Genomic DNA, 15,655 nt, shown 5'->3' on the forward strand with positions numbered 1-15,655 from the left:
AAATTTTAACTATCCGCAGTCGCTTGTGTGATTCGTGTTGAATAGTTCCACGAGGTTGGCTTCCACACGTCTCGCGCAGCAACACGCACATAATATGTGGTCGTTGATTGCAAGCCCGTGATCGTGCAAGCATTTTCAGTACCTGTCCAACGTGCTGCCGTTGTATCAGGATCAAAGTTCGCATTGGTACTAATCCACACCTGGTAATCTTTCAGATCAGGCACTTCACTTGGAATCCAAGTCACTGTGATCGAATCTGCAGTTGCCGATGTGTACACGTTCATCAATGATGATGGCACTGGATTACTGATATTCAGCTCTGCAAAAGTGCTGACAATCGAACCGTTTTTACTTGCAACACGTACTGTATAAGCACGTTGAATACCGTCAATCTTGGCTTCATCCATACTGTAACTGTAATCAGTATTTGTCGTTTCAACTTCACGTAGCAATACACCACCTGACATGATTTGAACGATATACCCTGTGGCACCAGCTGCACTTTGCCATTGAGCTTTAAAGCTCATTGCTTCAAATGCGGACTGCAATGATAAACCTTTGACACCCGTAGGACGACCACCATTGATGGTGTAACTGTATGCCGTCACTTCATCTAAAGTTTCTTCTTTTTGCTCAAGTCCGTTGAAGCTTGTGAACTTCAGATAAATCTGTTTGTCGATCATATTTGGATTGAAGTCATATTCAAAAATGGCACGATCAATACGAACAAACGATTCACCGGCATTGTGTGAGCTTGCATCGCCAAAACGGCCACGAAGCATGCTACTTAATGTATAACGCCCCGATCCATCCAAGGTTGCATCGATATAGTTGATATATTCATCACCGACTTTACACAAGGTTGCATCAACTTCAGCATCTTCAAGCGTACCACCAAAGATTTGACTTGATGTATTCAACTGGACTTGCATAGATGTATCATCTGCATCAATGGCTGAAACTAATGTACCGTAACGCGCTGAACCATAAATGGTCCCGATCATTTCGTATGTTGTATTGTCCAAACTTGTCCAGACGTTACACCCACCCCAATTGATTCCACCTGACGCAGCGACCCAGATTTGATTTTTACCACCTGTCAATTCTAAAGGAGGCTCAAAAATTGCTGGTGCATTGACGTTGCCTGGTTCTTCATTGCCACCTTGGTACCCGTTTGATGATTGCAGATCATACTCAACTGCTGAACGTGACCCGACTGCCAGTTCTTCAGCGGTAATCGAAAGCACACCTTCTTCATCTTCTTCAACTCGTGTGATTCGAACAGGAAACTGATTTAATCCCAATGATTCATCTGTAATGGTCACAATGTCCATCGGCTCAAGTCGGCAGTATTTCCACCCCAATTCAAACTCATACTCATTTCGTACATAGAGTCGTCGCTGTAATAGCAATTGCACGGCATGACGGGCAATTTTCGGTTCGCAGAAAAAGTCAAATTTGACTGGATCTTGTGTACGCAGCCCAAACATTTCAATATTTGCTTGGTCCTTGGCTTCAACCGTTTCAGTGTTGTACTGGTTGAAGCGATTCGCGTATTCAATTTGGCAATGATTGTATGCATCTGTGTCACGGCTACGACGCACGCGAATTGGCTGATCTTCACCCAAGAAATCGTCATCTGTTAAGTGATAAACAGGTTCAAGATTTGGCGTAAATGTCACCCCATTCCCCGTCACCGCACTATCACCGTATGAACGGATTTTCAAACCGTCTGGACTTGGGACCACGGCACAATTCACGGCTTCCACAATTTCACTGATGATTTCAAATGCTTCACGCTGTTCAGTCAATGCAGGACTGATCAACAAATTCGTGGCTGCACAATAGGTTCGAAATTCGGATAAATCAGCCATGTTTAGACTTGGTGCTGCGCCATAACGTGGATTGGTGATGAAATCTTCAATCACGTCAGCTGGATTGGCATCATGAATCGTTTCTGAAAATGTAATGTCGCTGATCACTTCAAAATTATGATTCGATAATGCTGCACTACCACCCAAATCATAATTAGCACATGCGACATATCCAAGGAATGGATAATGCACCGCCTCATCTGGATGTTTTGATGCTAAATATCCCCAAACAGGATTATAGTCGCCATCAAACAATTCAAAGCCTAATTGCTCGATTGGTGTCTGAATTCGATATTCAATAATCGGTTTTAATGAATTAAATCCTTGTCGTTTATAACCAATAATAATCGGCATATTACCTGTGACGATCTGTTCTTTGTCACGCCAAATGATACCAATATCTTTGATTTTGTTTTCACAAAGCCCCAACATCAAAGATGCTGAATAAGTGTATGTTGTGTTTTTTGTCTTGGTTTTACCACCTTTACCACCAGATTTAGTGGTTGTCGTATGAGCAGTCGCCTTAAAGTCTCCATACCAAAACATATTGGCTGCGACACGGTTTTTGCCGTAAACCAATGGCTGTGTCAGTCCGTATGCAGATTGCTGAATGCGCATCGAATTGATGCGCTTATCAGACGTACTGATCGTTGTGCTTCCAAATATTCCACCCATACTATTCTTTTAGCCTCTTCATACGATAAAAGCCCGCAATTCTGCGAGCTAGACTTCCTTTTGTGCCATCTTGGAGTATCACTCCTTGATGTATATAGGAGTGAATAATCGTTGGCCATTCGACGACAATTGCACCATGACTGATGCACTTGCCAAAATGATAAAGAACAATGTCACCAGGCTGTGGTTCATCGACTTCATAGCACACCGATAAAACGTGCTCTAAATATCGCTGCCCAAGCTGGTGCATGTGCCAATCTGGTGGATATGGTCGCGGATCTAAATGATCCATCAAGCCCACTTTTTCGTAGACTTCACAGATCAAAGTTCCGCAATCTACACCGACACCTTTAACACGCCCTTGGTGGTGATATGGGGTGCCGAGCCAAGTGAGGGCTTCTTGAACGGCAAGATCGTTTTTCTGCATAGACTCACCTAAATTTTGGCAATAAAAAACCGCTTAAATGCGGCCTTTTACATCATCTTCGTTTCAGACAACAGCTTCGGCTTCGGACGCTCAGCTTCATACTGCTCTTCTGAAATGAACTCGACGTTGTGAATTGTCGAAAGTGTACTTGTGTCAGATATCTCACCGATAGTGATGACAGCACCGCTGTCTTTATCCGTAACTTTATAGAACTGCCCGTCTGTAAGTGTGTAATCAGTCATTATGCTTGTCCTCCATCTGTAATTGTCCAACCTGCACTTACTAAATTTGCTCTAGCACTCGAAGAAACAGAAGAGTATTTTGATAAACCCATGCCCAATAATCTAGGTTTAATTCTTGATGCCCACTGGTTTCTTCTTGTCGTATTTATATCTAGCCATAGTGCATTCAGGAAATCATCATAATAAGATGTTCTATACACTTTTCCTTCCATGAAAGAATCTAGAGATACTTCAACGTTGAATTTAGGACACCAAGCCGCTAAAGGTTGATCAAACGCAGTGGCAAAAGCGAACATTTTCCACATATCTAAACATGCAGATATATTCCATGCTTCTACTGGCTGATTAAATGCGACTGCTTCTTCGAAGAACTGCGCAAGGTCCGTGCAAACCGATACATTTAAGGCCGCCACTGGTCTATTGAACGAACTAGCTGACCGCATGAATGATCTTAGTAGGGTGCATTTAGATAAATCTAGTCCTTCTATAGGTTGATCAAAAGCGACAGCTCCAGCGAACATTTCTGAAGCCATGACCAGCGATCTGGTGTTCCAGTTGTCTATCGGCTGATTAAACATCTTCGCATTTTTAAATAGACCACTCATATTCAGAACATTTTGAACGTTCCATGCATTTAAGTTTTGATCAAACGCATAAGCTTGCTCAAACATATAGGCTATATTCGTAGCGGCTGACAAATCCCAATTACCAATAGACTGGTTAAATGACTGAGCATTATGGAACATGTACATAAATGCCGATACTTTAGAGGTATTCCATCTATCTAGTGGTTGATTAAAATCAACACAAGATGAGAACATACTGGCAAAAGATACAGCTGAGTCCGTTTCCCATGAGTTTAATGGTTGATTGAACGGTGTTCTTGCAAACATAAACGAAAATTCAGTGATTTTTCTTACATCCCATAAGCTTAGATTCTGGTTGAAGTTGGGGGAGTTTTCAAACATTGCTGCTGCGAACACCACATCCGACATATCCCAGTCGGATAAATCATACGCCACAAATTGACTGGCGAACATCGTGTCCGTGCTATTAATAGTGTACGGTCTTCTTGAGTAATCGATCTTCATTTGATTAGGATCATTGCCACCACATAGGGAAGTGTCAGACAAGTAGTTGTTGAACATCAATTGACAACTTTTAAGACCTTCATCAATTTTGATTTTAAAATAACAAACGGTCCGGTTCAGAAGTATTAGCTCAGTGGAATCGATTACAAGAGGGTTATCAGGAACTATTAACCTATTAGGTAAATTGGCAGCCCATGCTACGAACTTGCCGCCATTTACCGTGATCGGATTCTCAGTATGTGAAACACCAAACGTCCAAATTTCTACCTCGTCGGCTCCGTTTGTTCTACGATAAATTGCCACGTTACATTTCCCCAATTTAGGGAATACTTTAGATCTAGTATTGATGGATTCGTCTGTTTTAAGTAAAAGGGTATTTGACATATTTCACCTGTTTAATTGATTAACCACACTGTATCTAGATAGTTGATTCTCGCATCGATATATCTGTACGCCTGCTCTAGATCTGGGTAATTACTATTGCCGAAAATCGGTGTTACCCCCCATTTGGCTTTATCTTTCGAATAAATGTCTCTAGGAATATTCCGTGCCGCTTCTACGTAATGCTTAACTACCGCATATGTAGATATATCCCCGCTTTTTCTTAACTTTGTATAAAGCTCACGGATTTGAGGCAGATATACTTGTCTAAATTTAGGCCAGATATCGCCACTGACAATTAAACCTGTTTGAGTGGCTCCAGCGTTGTCGCCAGTAAACCAGTTTAATGTCCAGTCTAAATCCGATGGTAGAATGGACCAATGAACATTGTCCCATGTCATGATATTGTAATTGTTGCCGTTGATGTCCCAATGTCCAACCAATTCAACAAAGATGTAGAATATCAACCAGTGAGGTAAGACCAAAACAGAAGCGTGGTTTTGGTAATTACTATCTAAGTCCTTGGTAAAGTTGAAGAGTCTTTCGATCGAGGTTTGTACCGCAGCAAATTTACTAGGTATGGGTCCTTGGTCTTCATATCCCGACATTTTAGGGGATTTTATTTCCCAATCGCGTGAGTCAAAGCTTTGACTCAAGTATGCATCATAAGTGGCGCTGTCTAAAAATATATGCTTGGTATCAGCGTTGTTAAGTGCATAATTTTGTCTAGTTTTCTTTAATCTTAAGGTGTATAAACCATAAAATTGATTATTTAAGTAGACAACACAAGGGACTCCGTGAGGATAGTACTTTGCATCAACTGTGTATTCTGCATCCACTTTTCTATCAGTATTTGCTTGGTAAATAATGTTATTTACTTTGCAATAAGGATAATCCAATTTCCTCACAAGACTGTTCCAAAATCTGTATCCACCCTGATCTCGGAAGTGGGTAGGGTCCCTGTAGAACCCTTTCAAGTGAAAAGAGTCAGTGGCGATCATGCTACCTACTTTGACCTTGAGCGATTCCATATCTGAATTAAAAAGATCTAATGTGTAGTTTTTCTTATAGTCGTATGCTGACCCGTGACCCTGGACCGTTACTTCCATGTTTGATTTAAAAAATGTCTGAGAGTTGGATGGGTCACTAAATGAACACATACCCGATACGGTTGTCTCGCCTAAATCGGTAGGCGGCTGGCCTACCATGGCGAAATCGATTCTATAAAAGCCTAATTCAGGGATAGCGATTTCAGTTTGGTCGGTCACTTCGTCTGTTGATTCCGAGCGGCTCCCGAATGGGGTCACGACTTCATCTGCTATGATTTTTGTGAAATACCACTCACCTTTAGAATTCAAAGAGGCAAGCATGTTTCCTACATTATCGGAAACTGCAAGAATTGTGTCCCCACCAACCTCGCTTGTAGATTCGATATTCAAATCAACATTTGAAAGATCAAATAAACCTCTTACAGTTCCATCTCTTCCAATAGAGGTGGTCCCACATGTTTGAACAACTAAAAGCTTATTTATAAGTGATACTCTGCTCTAGTTAAGCTACCTTATTTTGTTGTGGTAGCTGGTCATAGTAAAACTCATCTGGAGTCATTTTGTCCAGACTCGAATGAGGTCGTTTCAAATTATAAAATTCAAAATATGCGTTTAATTGCTTCTTCGCATCCAAAACATTGCTGTAGGCTTTGAGATACACCTCTTCATATTTAACGCTCCGCCATAATCGTTCAACCATCACATTATCAACCCATCGACCTTTACCATCCATACTGATTTGAATGCCATTTGATTTCAATACATCAATAAATGCATCACTGGTAAACTGACTGCCTTGGTCTGTATTAAATATTTCAGGTCGACCATATTTTTCAATAGCTTCATTTAATGTTTCTATGCAAAATGTAACCTCCATACTAATCGATACTCTATGCGCAAGTACCTTGCGGCTATGCCAATCAATCACAGCACATAAATAAACAAAGCCTTTTGCCATAGGGATATACGTTATATCCGTAGACCACACTTGATTACTGCGCTGAATAGCCAATCCTTTGAGCAGATATGGATATTTGCGGTGAGCTTGATTAGCCTGGCTTAAATTTGGTTTGCAATATAACGCATTAATGCCCATTTTCTTCATTAAAGTACGTGTATGACGTCGTCCTATATGATGTCCTTGACGATTCAACAAATCACGCATCATCCGGCTACCTGCAAAAGGGTATTGCATATGTAACTCATCCATACACCGCATTAGCTTCAGATCTGATGCACTCACAGGTTTTGGGCGATAGTAATAACAACCACGGGAGACTTTCAGCAGCTGAGCTTGCTTAGATACTGAAATCTGAAGTGAGTCATCGATTAACTTTTGTGGTTGAAGCGGCCCAGTTTCTTCAACACACCTTCTAAAAAATCAATTTCTAATGCCTGCTCACCGATTTTTGCATGTAGTTTTTTTAGATCGATGGGTGGTTCTGTTGGAGCTTTTGATTGATCGAAAGCTTGCGAGGAAGCTGAAATCAGTTGATTTTTCCAGTCGATAATTTGGTTTTGATGAACATCAAATTCAGCACTCAATTCAGCAAGTGTTTTTTCTGCTTTAATCGCAGCAAGTGCTACCTTAGCTTTAAAATCATTTGAATGATTTCTTCTTGGTCTACGTGCCATAAAATACTCCATATATTGATGTTTATAACATCATTTGGGGAGCAAAATATCACTTATAAGTGTTGTTCAAATTTCCTGATCCACCTCTCAATTGAGAATAAAATATTATCCAAAGCATCTGAAATGATGAATAAGTCATCTGGGGTTGAGGAAATTGTATAAGGATTATTCGAGGTTTCTACTTTTGTTAAATTTGCGCCATCCCAAACATAAAGCCCAGCATCGTCTCCCTGTGCGATACGTATAGTAGAATTTGCCGGTACATTTATTTTATCTACATCAAATAAGGCCATTGTTGCATAGCTATAGTTGCCACCTTGCGCCTCGACTAAATCAAGTGACATTTGACGAATATGATTGAGCAAAACGGTTAATGCATTTTTAAACTGTGATTCGGTGATAGTGTTCCCGATAAAATCGTAATCGCTCGGTACAGTCATTGGGTTACCCTCAAGAACAAAAAACCCCGCGAATGCGAGGCTTAGAAATTTAAATTTGATTAAACTGACGTTTCTGGTACTGGAATAAAAGGCGCACCACGGAATCGGCTAAAATTATCGAAACGGTTTTGGCAAGTTTCCAAACGCTTATCGCATCCTGGATAAACCTTGATTCGTTGCCCTGCCTGCGGTGCTTCCAACACTGGCAAAGTCAATAACAAAGCACCTGATTCATGCATGCGAATCGTCCGTTTTAAACCTGCATTGCCACCGTCTAAAAATTCAATCACACCTTGCGTGAACCAACCTTGAGGCTGATTTACCTGGCATAAAATTCGAGCTGCAGTACTGCCCGTTTCAATGGTTGTCTGCACCATAAAGTTTTGACGCAATAGACCGCATGCTGTATCGAATAGCGTATTGGTACAGCTTGGCTGATACAGATTTCGTGGCATTTTCACATTCAATTCATCCAGATCTGACGCAACACTGGCTTGAATTGAATTACGATCTAAGTCAGGCTCAATGATTCGACCTTCAAACAACTTAATGGCGCCGGCACTGGTATCCGTTGGTGTATTCATATCCATAAATATGCGCTCTAACTTAAATCGAGCACCATCTAATTGGCCATTATGAAAAGCACGAACAACATTGATGCCGTTCCATTCATTATCATCAATACAATCAATGCTGATCGATAAATTATCAACTTCAATACCGAGTGACAGGCTAATCCCTTCACGACTGATGATCGGACCACTTGAGCTATAAGTATGACCACCAACCATCAAATCAAAATCATAGTTGGTGTATCGGTACACATCACCTTGTACAGTGGTAATGGTATATAGATCTGCCATTAAAAACTGATCTTCATTAAGCAGTGTAATAAGCTGTGGAGAAGCTGTTCTCATACCTTGTTTCCTAATGATCCAATCATTTCGATCTTATTGGCTTTCCATAGATTGCTCATAAAATTTGTATATTGCTGTTCATCATCAGCAAAACGACAACGATAATAAAAAGTTCCTTTGACCTGTAATGTGTCACCTTCAGCAAGTGGTACTGGTAAAATCAGCATGCCATCTTTGGTAATTTCATATTGCGTTTCCCACATCTGTGCATCAAGATCCGACCACATTGGTTGATCTAAATCATCTGCCCACATCAGTGGATCTTCTGATTCAAATTCTTGTGTATGTGCTAACGGTATTTGTGATGTATACATCTGCTTATGTAGCTGAAAATTTGTAGTTTCACCATCACCAGTAAAAGTGCACTTAAACTCACAGTCTTCAGGCATTTTGAAAAGAAAGGAATCGAATGCACCACGGCGCTCGATAAAGAAGCTTTCGAGTTGCTGTAGCTCATTACGTCCTTTCGATTCACGCAGAAAGCCGAATGACAAAGATATTTCATACTTAGGAATGGCTTGGTAACTTGCGCGAAGTTCCCGACCGTTCACAGAAGTCATAATTTTGGTATTAAAAATGGGAGTTTTTGACAACTCCCATTCAAGACCTGGTAATTCAGGAAATAATACATCAGACACAAAAACCTCCTTAGGTACCGAAATTACGGCGATGGCCCTTTAATCCACTCGCCAATTCACGACCGTGCTTTTCCATAAAACGGCGAACGTCTTTTGAATCCCAAGCTTGAATCGTGAAATTGTTAAAGGTCTGCGCTGAGCTTCCCCCGCCTCCACCTATTCCTCCATCGGAGGTTAAGTTTTTACCCAAAGCACGGATCGTATTGGCATGCTGTTTAGGCAAGACCATTTCCTCTTCGTGGAGTTGGGTAACTGGATTCACACCTGCAGGAATGTCGTAACCTCCTCGAGCAGATTTGATTTTGCCCGCAAGACCGCCAACCAATGCCAATGCAGAAGCACCAGCCGCCACAGCAAGCACTGGGCCAATGTAAGGAATGGATACCATGGCTTTAAATGCACCCGCCATCGCTTCCCAGGCATACATCATGATAGACTTGATCGCTTCACCCGCTTTGATGGCCAAACGCGCTAAGGCACCTGTACTGGTTGCCATGGTCTTGGTGGTTTCACCAGCCACTACGGCGCCAGTCTGTGCGGCTTGACCTGCAACTTCAGTAGCGGTTTCAGTTTTGATGAATCCAAGCTTTACGGCCAATCGAGTGGCTAAGCTTGCAGCGTACTTTTTCATTGGCGCCGTAATCATGCTTTGAACAAATGCCCCAGCCAATTCAGTGAAAATAGCATTCATGGCATTTTTCCATGTCAGCGTGCCATTCATCATAGACTGAATGCCTTTGTCCCATAGACCAGACATTCGTGACGTTAGATCACCAAACTTATCCTCAAAGTCTTTCATTTCTGCACTAGAAATTAACGCAGGGCTTTGAATATCTGAAATGGATTTCTGATTATCTAAAGCCCCTATTTCATTGGTGACACTTGATACGCCGTTGGTATTGCCGGTAAGACCACCAAGCTCACTTTCAAGTGCTAGGCGCTCCTCTAGCCCCATGCGCTTAATTGCATACAATTGATCTTCAAGTTGTTTGGCTAAACGCGCCTTTTCAACATTGGAAATTTTACCTGCATTTAATGAAGCTTCGAGTTGAGCCATTTCAATTTCGTAAATACGATCAGCTAGAATTTCACGACCTGATATCTCAAGTTCATTAAGGCTTAATCGGTGCTCAAGATTTTCAATATCAATTGCTTTGAGTTTGTCAGAAGCTTGCTGATTGGCCATGACAATTGCATTAACTTGTTCATCACCTGAAAGTGTCGACTTTTCAATTTCTTTAATGTCATTATCAAGATCGATAGCAATCTGCTTTCGCTCATCTGCATACTTATATCGAAGTGCTAATAATTTCTTTTCAGCCTCTTCAGCACTTTCGATCTTTTTATTCTCGAATTTTTTGTACTCGAGTAACGCTTCTGGCGAATTAGAATCAGAAAGACCTTTAGATTTCAGACTTGAACCTCCAAGCCCTGCAATCCACTTACTTACAGATGGTGCAAAGTTAGCAACTTCCTTGTTTCTTTCAGCAGAACCATTTACCCGACCTGTTTTTTCAAACTGACTAGAACCTGCCACACCAGCATTGTGAGATCGAATTGCAGCCTCCCAACTACCAAGTTCTTCATAGGCTTTAGCTAGATTTTTGGCCACCACATCAGCGATAACAGGCAAATTTTTAGAGTCATCGACACTGATTTTATTATCCTTACGATATTTACCGGTAGTCTGAAAGTATCCTACGGCGCCAGTAGGACTGACTGCATTTGGATCCCCCTTAGATTCCTGCGCCATTAAACCAGCTAGATAATTTTCAGGAATGCCATATTTAGCACCGATTTCATCCAATTTGTATTTGGCTGATAGGTCCGCAACCTCCTTAAGCATTTCCAGTTCTTGCTGAGTGAACTTGTAGTTCTTTTCCGCAAATTCAGCTTGGCGCCGTTTGGCATCTTCAGCCTTTTTCTCTGCCTGCTCCCGGGCTTCGGCAGCTTGTTTAAGATTCCATTCAGCTTCCTCAGCTTGCTTTACAGCCCCAGGCATAGTTCCATCTTTAGCTGAATACCCCATACCAGCGGATTCACGAGCATCAGCCATGTGCTCTGCACGTTCACGAGATATCCCACCAACTTTCATGTTGTGTTGAATATAGCGTTCTCGTTCAGACTGTTTGTTGGATTCACGAACATATTCCATTTGCTTTGCAGTCAAATTGGCTAATGCATTCGCTTTATCATTAATCGAGTCGGTATGGCTTTTGTTGTCCTTAGTGCCTTGCTTAACAACGTCGTTGTAAGTTTTTAAGACACCTTGCGCATCAATGACCGCTTTACGCTCTTTATTAACAGCAGCTGCTTTCTCATCAATGCCTGTTTTATGCTTAGCCTCAACAGTTCGAAGATTGTTAATACCAGTAGCCAACTGATCCGCATTTAGTTTGCCTTGCAAATATTGGTCATATAAGTCTTTCGCCGTCTTCTTATCAGCCTCAGAAGCATCAGAGTGACTAATAAGCGCACGCACCAAGCCTAGTAATGCAATTTCCTGTTTACGGAATCCTTGTTCAGCTTTGGATAAATCTGTTGTAGCTTGTCGCGTCAATACACGCTGTTGAGCCTTATCAAGCTTTTCATATTCCTCACGAAGTTGAGCAACTGTTTTGCCTTGTGTGCTTAAAGCAGGAACAGCTTCATCACTGCTTCGTTTCATGTAAAGGAATGCAGCACCTGCCGCCACACCTTGAACTGCCAACATGGCTAAACCTGCAGGACCACCGAGCAATGCTGAAGCACTGCGTAAGACACCCATCGCCGTAGCGGTACGCATTGCCTGACCTTGAAGCGCAGACAATTGCATCTGATATGCCATGCCTTGGGCCACGCCGATCACAAACTCTTTAGCCAATACGGCGCATTGAACAACTAATTTCGCTGAAATAGCAGCACCTAAAGCGATAACTACAGCTTTGATATTGTCAAAGTTCTGCGCAATAGCAGTCACTGCAGGCGTTACTGAATTGATCAGCATTGCCTGGAAACCTTGGAACTGAAGCTCTAGTGTGTAAAGATTTTCTTTAGCCTTACCAAGGTTGTCCACCATATCTTTAGACATGATAGCGCCAGCATTCTTGGCTTCTTCACCCCATTTTTTAAAACCTGCACCGCCATCTTTGAGTAGTGGAATAAGCAAACTGCCATCATTGATGATCTGCTCCATGTAGGTGATGGTTTCAGCGTGCGATAAATTGGCTTTTTCCAATCCATCGTAATATGCTTGGATAACTTCTGGACCACTTAAATCTTTGAACATATCGATGGTCACACCAATTTTAGGCGCAACCTTTTCAAAGAAGTCCATCATTTCGCCTTCACCACGGCGTGCTTCACCGAGACGATCTAGCGCATCCTTACCCATCATGCCGAACTGTTCTAATGATAATCCAGCTGTTTCAGCACCCTTGGAAAAGTATTGGAAGTCTTCTACTGATTCACCCAGCATGTCAGACATTTTCTGAACTTCTGAAGCGGTGCTAATGGCATTACGAGTAAAACTGACCAATCCATCTACAGCTAAAGCTGAACCAATACCAGCAGCAATTTTTTTACCAAGGCCCAGCATTTGTGTTGAGATATTGCTTGAGAGATTATCAAAGGTTTTTTGAACACCAGATACATCAATCTGAAAGTCCACTTTTTTACCTGTGACTTCAATCTCCTGCGCCGTATCTTTAACAATACTTTCGGCTTCATTCATGCCTTTTTTAAGTTCGGAAGTTTTCGCACCAACGTGCACTTCCACTCGATTGTTGCTCATAATTCCTCTCTCACAGGCATAAAAAAACCGCCTTCAAGGCGGTTTTAGTTAAAATTTAAGAATGCTAAGTTAAAACTTTTTATAACTTATATTTTTGGTGTTCTTTAAGTACAGCTTGCAATAACTGATCATCTGTTTTCATATGATTAGGCGTTACGTCACCGACAATCGTTTTAATCTTATTATTAATCTTAAAATTTGAGTAATCCTTTATGGATACTGATCTATTGAGATTGCCGGGTTTGACTAATAGATCACCCGATTTTAACAATTTGAGTTCGTCTGGTGATACCTCATCTGAGGTAAGCATATAAACATAACTGCAACTATAGGTACTAGGCAAAAAAACACCAAATGAGTTCTGAGCTTCATAATCTATACTAGCTCCAATTTCTCTAAACCTAGTTTTCAATCGTGTATATAAACTACTTATTTCTTTTCCATTATCCGCAATCACCAGATCTCCATATGTTCTATAAACATCGTTAGCAGTCGTGGGATAAGTGGCCACTATGACATCGTTTATAATCAAACTACGTGGACTCTTTAATTGACGTTTTAAATCACCCAAACATTTTTCATATGTTGCATTAATAACATTTTTTTGTAATCCGGTTTCTTTTTCCTCGCAACCCGTAAGAGCAAATGCAATTAACACAGCAATAAGTGATCTTTTCATATTTAATTTGTCAGAAAATTATTGTTTTAACTTTAACCAACCCATCAGCTTAAAGCAATTCACTAAACTATTATCCAAATTAAAAATATGACTGTTATCACAGATATAATTCCTGCTATCCACCATTCTGATTTTGGATATCCTAAAAAATTATCTGGATTTTCGTAGTCTGGTTGCCTTCTTATACTCGTTTTAGATTTTCCGTGCGTTTTATATGATGAGTAGGACAATCCAGTACCTGGTGCTGAGATTGTTGTTCTCGTTCCCTTTTTTCCTACGCTAACACGAGCACCTTTACCACCAACGGAAACACTTGAAATACCTTTCTTTCCGACATTCAAGCGAACACCAGGTGCGATTTTAAAGCTCTTTCTGAAATTAAAGCCCATATCTCAAACCTCATTTAGGCTCATAATCAACACAATTCATTTGATAATACTTATTAAATGCTGGCTTTGAATCATACCCTTTGCTCTGCAAACTGCGTCTTTTGTCTAAAACGCGCTCAGTTGTGTACGCTTCAACCTCATCTTTATTTTTATCAGGATAGATCAAAGTATATTTCTGTTCTAATACATCAAACCACTTACTGAAAACTTCAACTTCTTGGCTTTTCATTGCGGCAGCTGCGCAATTTGCAGTTTCAACTGAATCTAACTTAAATTCTACCTTGGATTTAGAAATTTCTTTATCTATGGGTTGTGGCTTGTTTTCAATAGCTTGAACACTTTCACTTTGTTGGTTAATTTGATTATTGTTTCCATTGGATGATCCACCTGAGCTTGAATCGCTTCCACCACCTCCACCACAAGCAGTCAAACCCAAAGCCAAAAGACTCACCCCTAATACTTTTTTCATGCTTATACCCGATTTTTATAAAGTTCAGCCAAACTTTAACCAACTCAAGTATATAAATCAATCAGGGCAACCTTAGCCACCCTGAATAAAACCAACGACTAATTACGCATAGTTTTGATTTTAGGCTTATTCACAATGCCAGCATAATGATTTACCTGCTCAACAACATGCATCAGCTCTTGATTAACTGAAGTAATTTCATTCACCAAACTACCCAATTTTTCATGATCCAGTGTCTGTATGGAATCAGATACACTTCCAGAAATACGAGCATTCAAAGTTATTCGATCAATACTACTTGCTAAATTATGTCGCTGAGTTATTAATCGCTGGTACTGCTCCAAAACAGCATGGTAACGACCTAATGCCTCATAATCTACAGTCATAAAATTATCCTTGTGGAAAGTTAATCAAAGCATCCATTAAATCATCTTCATCATCACTTTGCGTATCATCCGAACCTGTACTGTCATCAATCTCCATAAATGCTTCAAGGATCCGACATAGACGTTGAATGCCAACATGGCTGGGAGGGCACTGCTTGTGATACGCATTCAATGCTTTAACCCTTGGGAGATCCAATTCATTACGCACATAGTCGTAATCCTTGCCCAATGTCAGCACCAAATGCGTGTACAGCTCCTCCCAATCTATTCCCCCGAATCAGTGGCCTGCTCGTCTTCACCTGTATAAACCAGACCAGAAGCCCCCATGACCGTCTCAAATACGGCGTTCACGTAACCAACATCAAGCAGTTCATCAGCAACAAATTCACGTGTAATGTCAGGATAGTTGCGCTTTAAAGAGCCATGCGCAACATCTACCACTAAAGCAAAATCGCTTGGATCAAAGGTTTTAAGCTTTGGCATCAGCTTTTCAGCAGCACCTAAGGACAACGGCGCAAAAATCCAAACTTGGCCATTAATTTTAATTGGATTACCACGTGGGTTTTCGACCTGGTTAAATTGCATGTGGTA

General features: G+C 41.0%; 16 protein-coding genes. All 16 read right to left on the reverse strand.

Going from position 1 to position 15,655, the window contains the following annotated elements:
- Positions 1–5 precede the first annotated feature (5 nt).
- The 16 genes from AC4CUZ_RS13055 to AC4CUZ_RS13130 all read right to left on the reverse strand — a co-directional run bounded on the left by AC4CUZ_RS13055 (position 6) and on the right by AC4CUZ_RS13130 (position 15,649).
- Positions 6–2,549, reverse strand: a complete 2,544-nt coding sequence (locus AC4CUZ_RS13055) for a phage tail protein (RefSeq protein ID WP_490747713.1) — start codon at positions 2,547–2,549, stop codon at positions 6–8.
- 1 nt (position 2,550) lies between these two features.
- Positions 2,551–2,976 (reverse strand): NlpC/P60 family protein, encoded by a 426-nt coding sequence (locus tag AC4CUZ_RS13060; protein WP_490747714.1) that lies wholly within the window; start codon positions 2,974–2,976, stop codon positions 2,551–2,553.
- A 47-nt stretch (positions 2,977–3,023) separates the two neighbouring features.
- The gene (locus AC4CUZ_RS13065; protein WP_407595048.1) at positions 3,024–3,218 is read right to left on the reverse strand and encodes a hypothetical protein; all 195 of its coding nucleotides are present in this window, start codon (positions 3,216–3,218) and stop codon (positions 3,024–3,026) included.
- On the reverse strand, positions 3,218–4,693 hold the full coding sequence (locus tag AC4CUZ_RS13070; RefSeq protein WP_490747715.1) for a BspA family leucine-rich repeat surface protein: 1,476 nt from the start codon (positions 4,691–4,693) through the stop codon (positions 3,218–3,220). The genes AC4CUZ_RS13065 and AC4CUZ_RS13070 overlap by 1 nt, the downstream gene beginning before the upstream one ends.
- Before the next feature lie 11 nt (positions 4,694–4,704).
- Positions 4,705–6,060, reverse strand: a complete 1,356-nt coding sequence (locus AC4CUZ_RS13075) for a CotH kinase family protein (protein ID WP_490747716.1) — start codon at positions 6,058–6,060, stop codon at positions 4,705–4,707.
- 181 nt (positions 6,061–6,241) lie between these two features.
- A protein-coding gene (locus tag AC4CUZ_RS13080) for an IS3 family transposase (protein WP_223235881.1) occupies positions 6,242–7,374 on the reverse strand; the annotation gives its coding sequence in 2 pieces (ribosomal slippage) (positions 6,242–7,122 and positions 7,122–7,374; 1,134 coding nt in all).
- Positions 7,375–7,427: 53 nt separating this feature from the next.
- Positions 7,428–7,814: a hypothetical protein gene (locus AC4CUZ_RS13085; protein ID WP_490747717.1), complete on the reverse strand. Its 387-nt coding sequence runs from the start codon at positions 7,812–7,814 to the stop codon at positions 7,428–7,430.
- A gap of 59 nt (positions 7,815–7,873) precedes the next feature.
- A complete protein-coding gene (locus AC4CUZ_RS13090) occupies positions 7,874–8,731 on the reverse strand; it encodes a DUF2163 domain-containing protein (protein WP_490747718.1) in 858 nt (285 codons plus the stop codon).
- Entirely contained in the window at positions 8,728–9,369 is a 642-nt protein-coding gene (locus AC4CUZ_RS13095) for a DUF2460 domain-containing protein (protein WP_279662023.1), read from the reverse strand. The genes AC4CUZ_RS13090 and AC4CUZ_RS13095 overlap by 4 nt, the downstream gene beginning before the upstream one ends.
- 10 nt (positions 9,370–9,379) lie before the next feature.
- Positions 9,380–13,141 (reverse strand): transglycosylase SLT domain-containing protein, encoded by a 3,762-nt coding sequence (locus tag AC4CUZ_RS13100; RefSeq protein WP_490747719.1) that lies wholly within the window; start codon positions 13,139–13,141, stop codon positions 9,380–9,382.
- 79 nt (positions 13,142–13,220) lie between these two features.
- Positions 13,221–13,820, reverse strand: coding sequence for a hypothetical protein (locus tag AC4CUZ_RS13105; protein WP_490747720.1), 600 nt, complete (start codon positions 13,818–13,820; stop codon positions 13,221–13,223).
- 62 nt (positions 13,821–13,882) lie between these two features.
- On the reverse strand, positions 13,883–14,209 hold the full coding sequence (locus AC4CUZ_RS13110; protein WP_490747721.1) for a DUF4236 domain-containing protein: 327 nt from the start codon (positions 14,207–14,209) through the stop codon (positions 13,883–13,885).
- A gap of 10 nt (positions 14,210–14,219) precedes the next feature.
- Positions 14,220–14,678 (reverse strand): hypothetical protein, encoded by a 459-nt coding sequence (locus AC4CUZ_RS13115; protein WP_490747722.1) that lies wholly within the window; start codon positions 14,676–14,678, stop codon positions 14,220–14,222.
- A 98-nt stretch (positions 14,679–14,776) separates the two neighbouring features.
- Positions 14,777–15,064 (reverse strand): hypothetical protein, encoded by a 288-nt coding sequence (locus AC4CUZ_RS13120; RefSeq protein WP_183175780.1) that lies wholly within the window; start codon positions 15,062–15,064, stop codon positions 14,777–14,779.
- 4 nt (positions 15,065–15,068) lie between these two features.
- Complete coding sequence (locus AC4CUZ_RS13125; RefSeq protein ID WP_490748071.1) at positions 15,069–15,302, reverse strand: hypothetical protein; 234 nt, start codon at positions 15,300–15,302, stop codon at positions 15,069–15,071.
- A gap of 26 nt (positions 15,303–15,328) precedes the next feature.
- Entirely contained in the window at positions 15,329–15,649 is a 321-nt protein-coding gene (locus tag AC4CUZ_RS13130; protein ID WP_490747724.1) for a hypothetical protein, read from the reverse strand.
- Between the last annotated feature and the right edge of the window lie 6 nt (positions 15,650–15,655).

The organism is Acinetobacter sp. 789_lipA, from assembly GCF_058242845.1.

What these genes read in the sequence shown, in the direction of transcription:
- AC4CUZ_RS13055 (WP_490747713.1), bottom strand. Translation starts at nt 2,549, where the DNA reads ATGGGTGGAATATTTGGAAGCACAACGATCAGTACGTCTGATAAGCGC.
- AC4CUZ_RS13060 (WP_490747714.1), bottom strand. Translation starts at nt 2,976, where the DNA reads ATGCAGAAAAACGATCTTGCCGTTCAAGAAGCCCTCACTTGGCTCGGC.
- AC4CUZ_RS13065 (WP_407595048.1), bottom strand. Translation starts at nt 3,218, where the DNA reads ATGACTGATTACACACTTACAGACGGGCAGTTCTATAAAGTTACGGAT.
- AC4CUZ_RS13070 (WP_490747715.1), bottom strand. Translation starts at nt 4,693, where the DNA reads ATGTCAAATACCCTTTTACTTAAAACAGACGAATCCATCAATACTAGA.
- AC4CUZ_RS13075 (WP_490747716.1), bottom strand. Translation starts at nt 6,060, where the DNA reads ATGCTTGCCTCTTTGAATTCTAAAGGTGAGTGGTATTTCACAAAAATC.
- AC4CUZ_RS13085 (WP_490747717.1), bottom strand. Translation starts at nt 7,814, where the DNA reads ATGACTGTACCGAGCGATTACGATTTTATCGGGAACACTATCACCGAA.
- AC4CUZ_RS13090 (WP_490747718.1), bottom strand. Translation starts at nt 8,731, where the DNA reads ATGAGAACAGCTTCTCCACAGCTTATTACACTGCTTAATGAAGATCAG.
- AC4CUZ_RS13100 (WP_490747719.1), bottom strand. Translation starts at nt 13,141, where the DNA reads ATGAGCAACAATCGAGTGGAAGTGCACGTTGGTGCGAAAACTTCCGAA.
- AC4CUZ_RS13105 (WP_490747720.1), bottom strand. Translation starts at nt 13,820, where the DNA reads ATGAAAAGATCACTTATTGCTGTGTTAATTGCATTTGCTCTTACGGGT.
- AC4CUZ_RS13110 (WP_490747721.1), bottom strand. Translation starts at nt 14,209, where the DNA reads ATGGGCTTTAATTTCAGAAAGAGCTTTAAAATCGCACCTGGTGTTCGC.
- AC4CUZ_RS13115 (WP_490747722.1), bottom strand. Translation starts at nt 14,678, where the DNA reads ATGAAAAAAGTATTAGGGGTGAGTCTTTTGGCTTTGGGTTTGACTGCT.
- AC4CUZ_RS13120 (WP_183175780.1), bottom strand. Translation starts at nt 15,064, where the DNA reads ATGACTGTAGATTATGAGGCATTAGGTCGTTACCATGCTGTTTTGGAG.
- AC4CUZ_RS13130 (WP_490747724.1), bottom strand. Translation starts at nt 15,649, where the DNA reads ATGCAATTTAACCAGGTCGAAAACCCACGTGGTAATCCAATTAAAATT.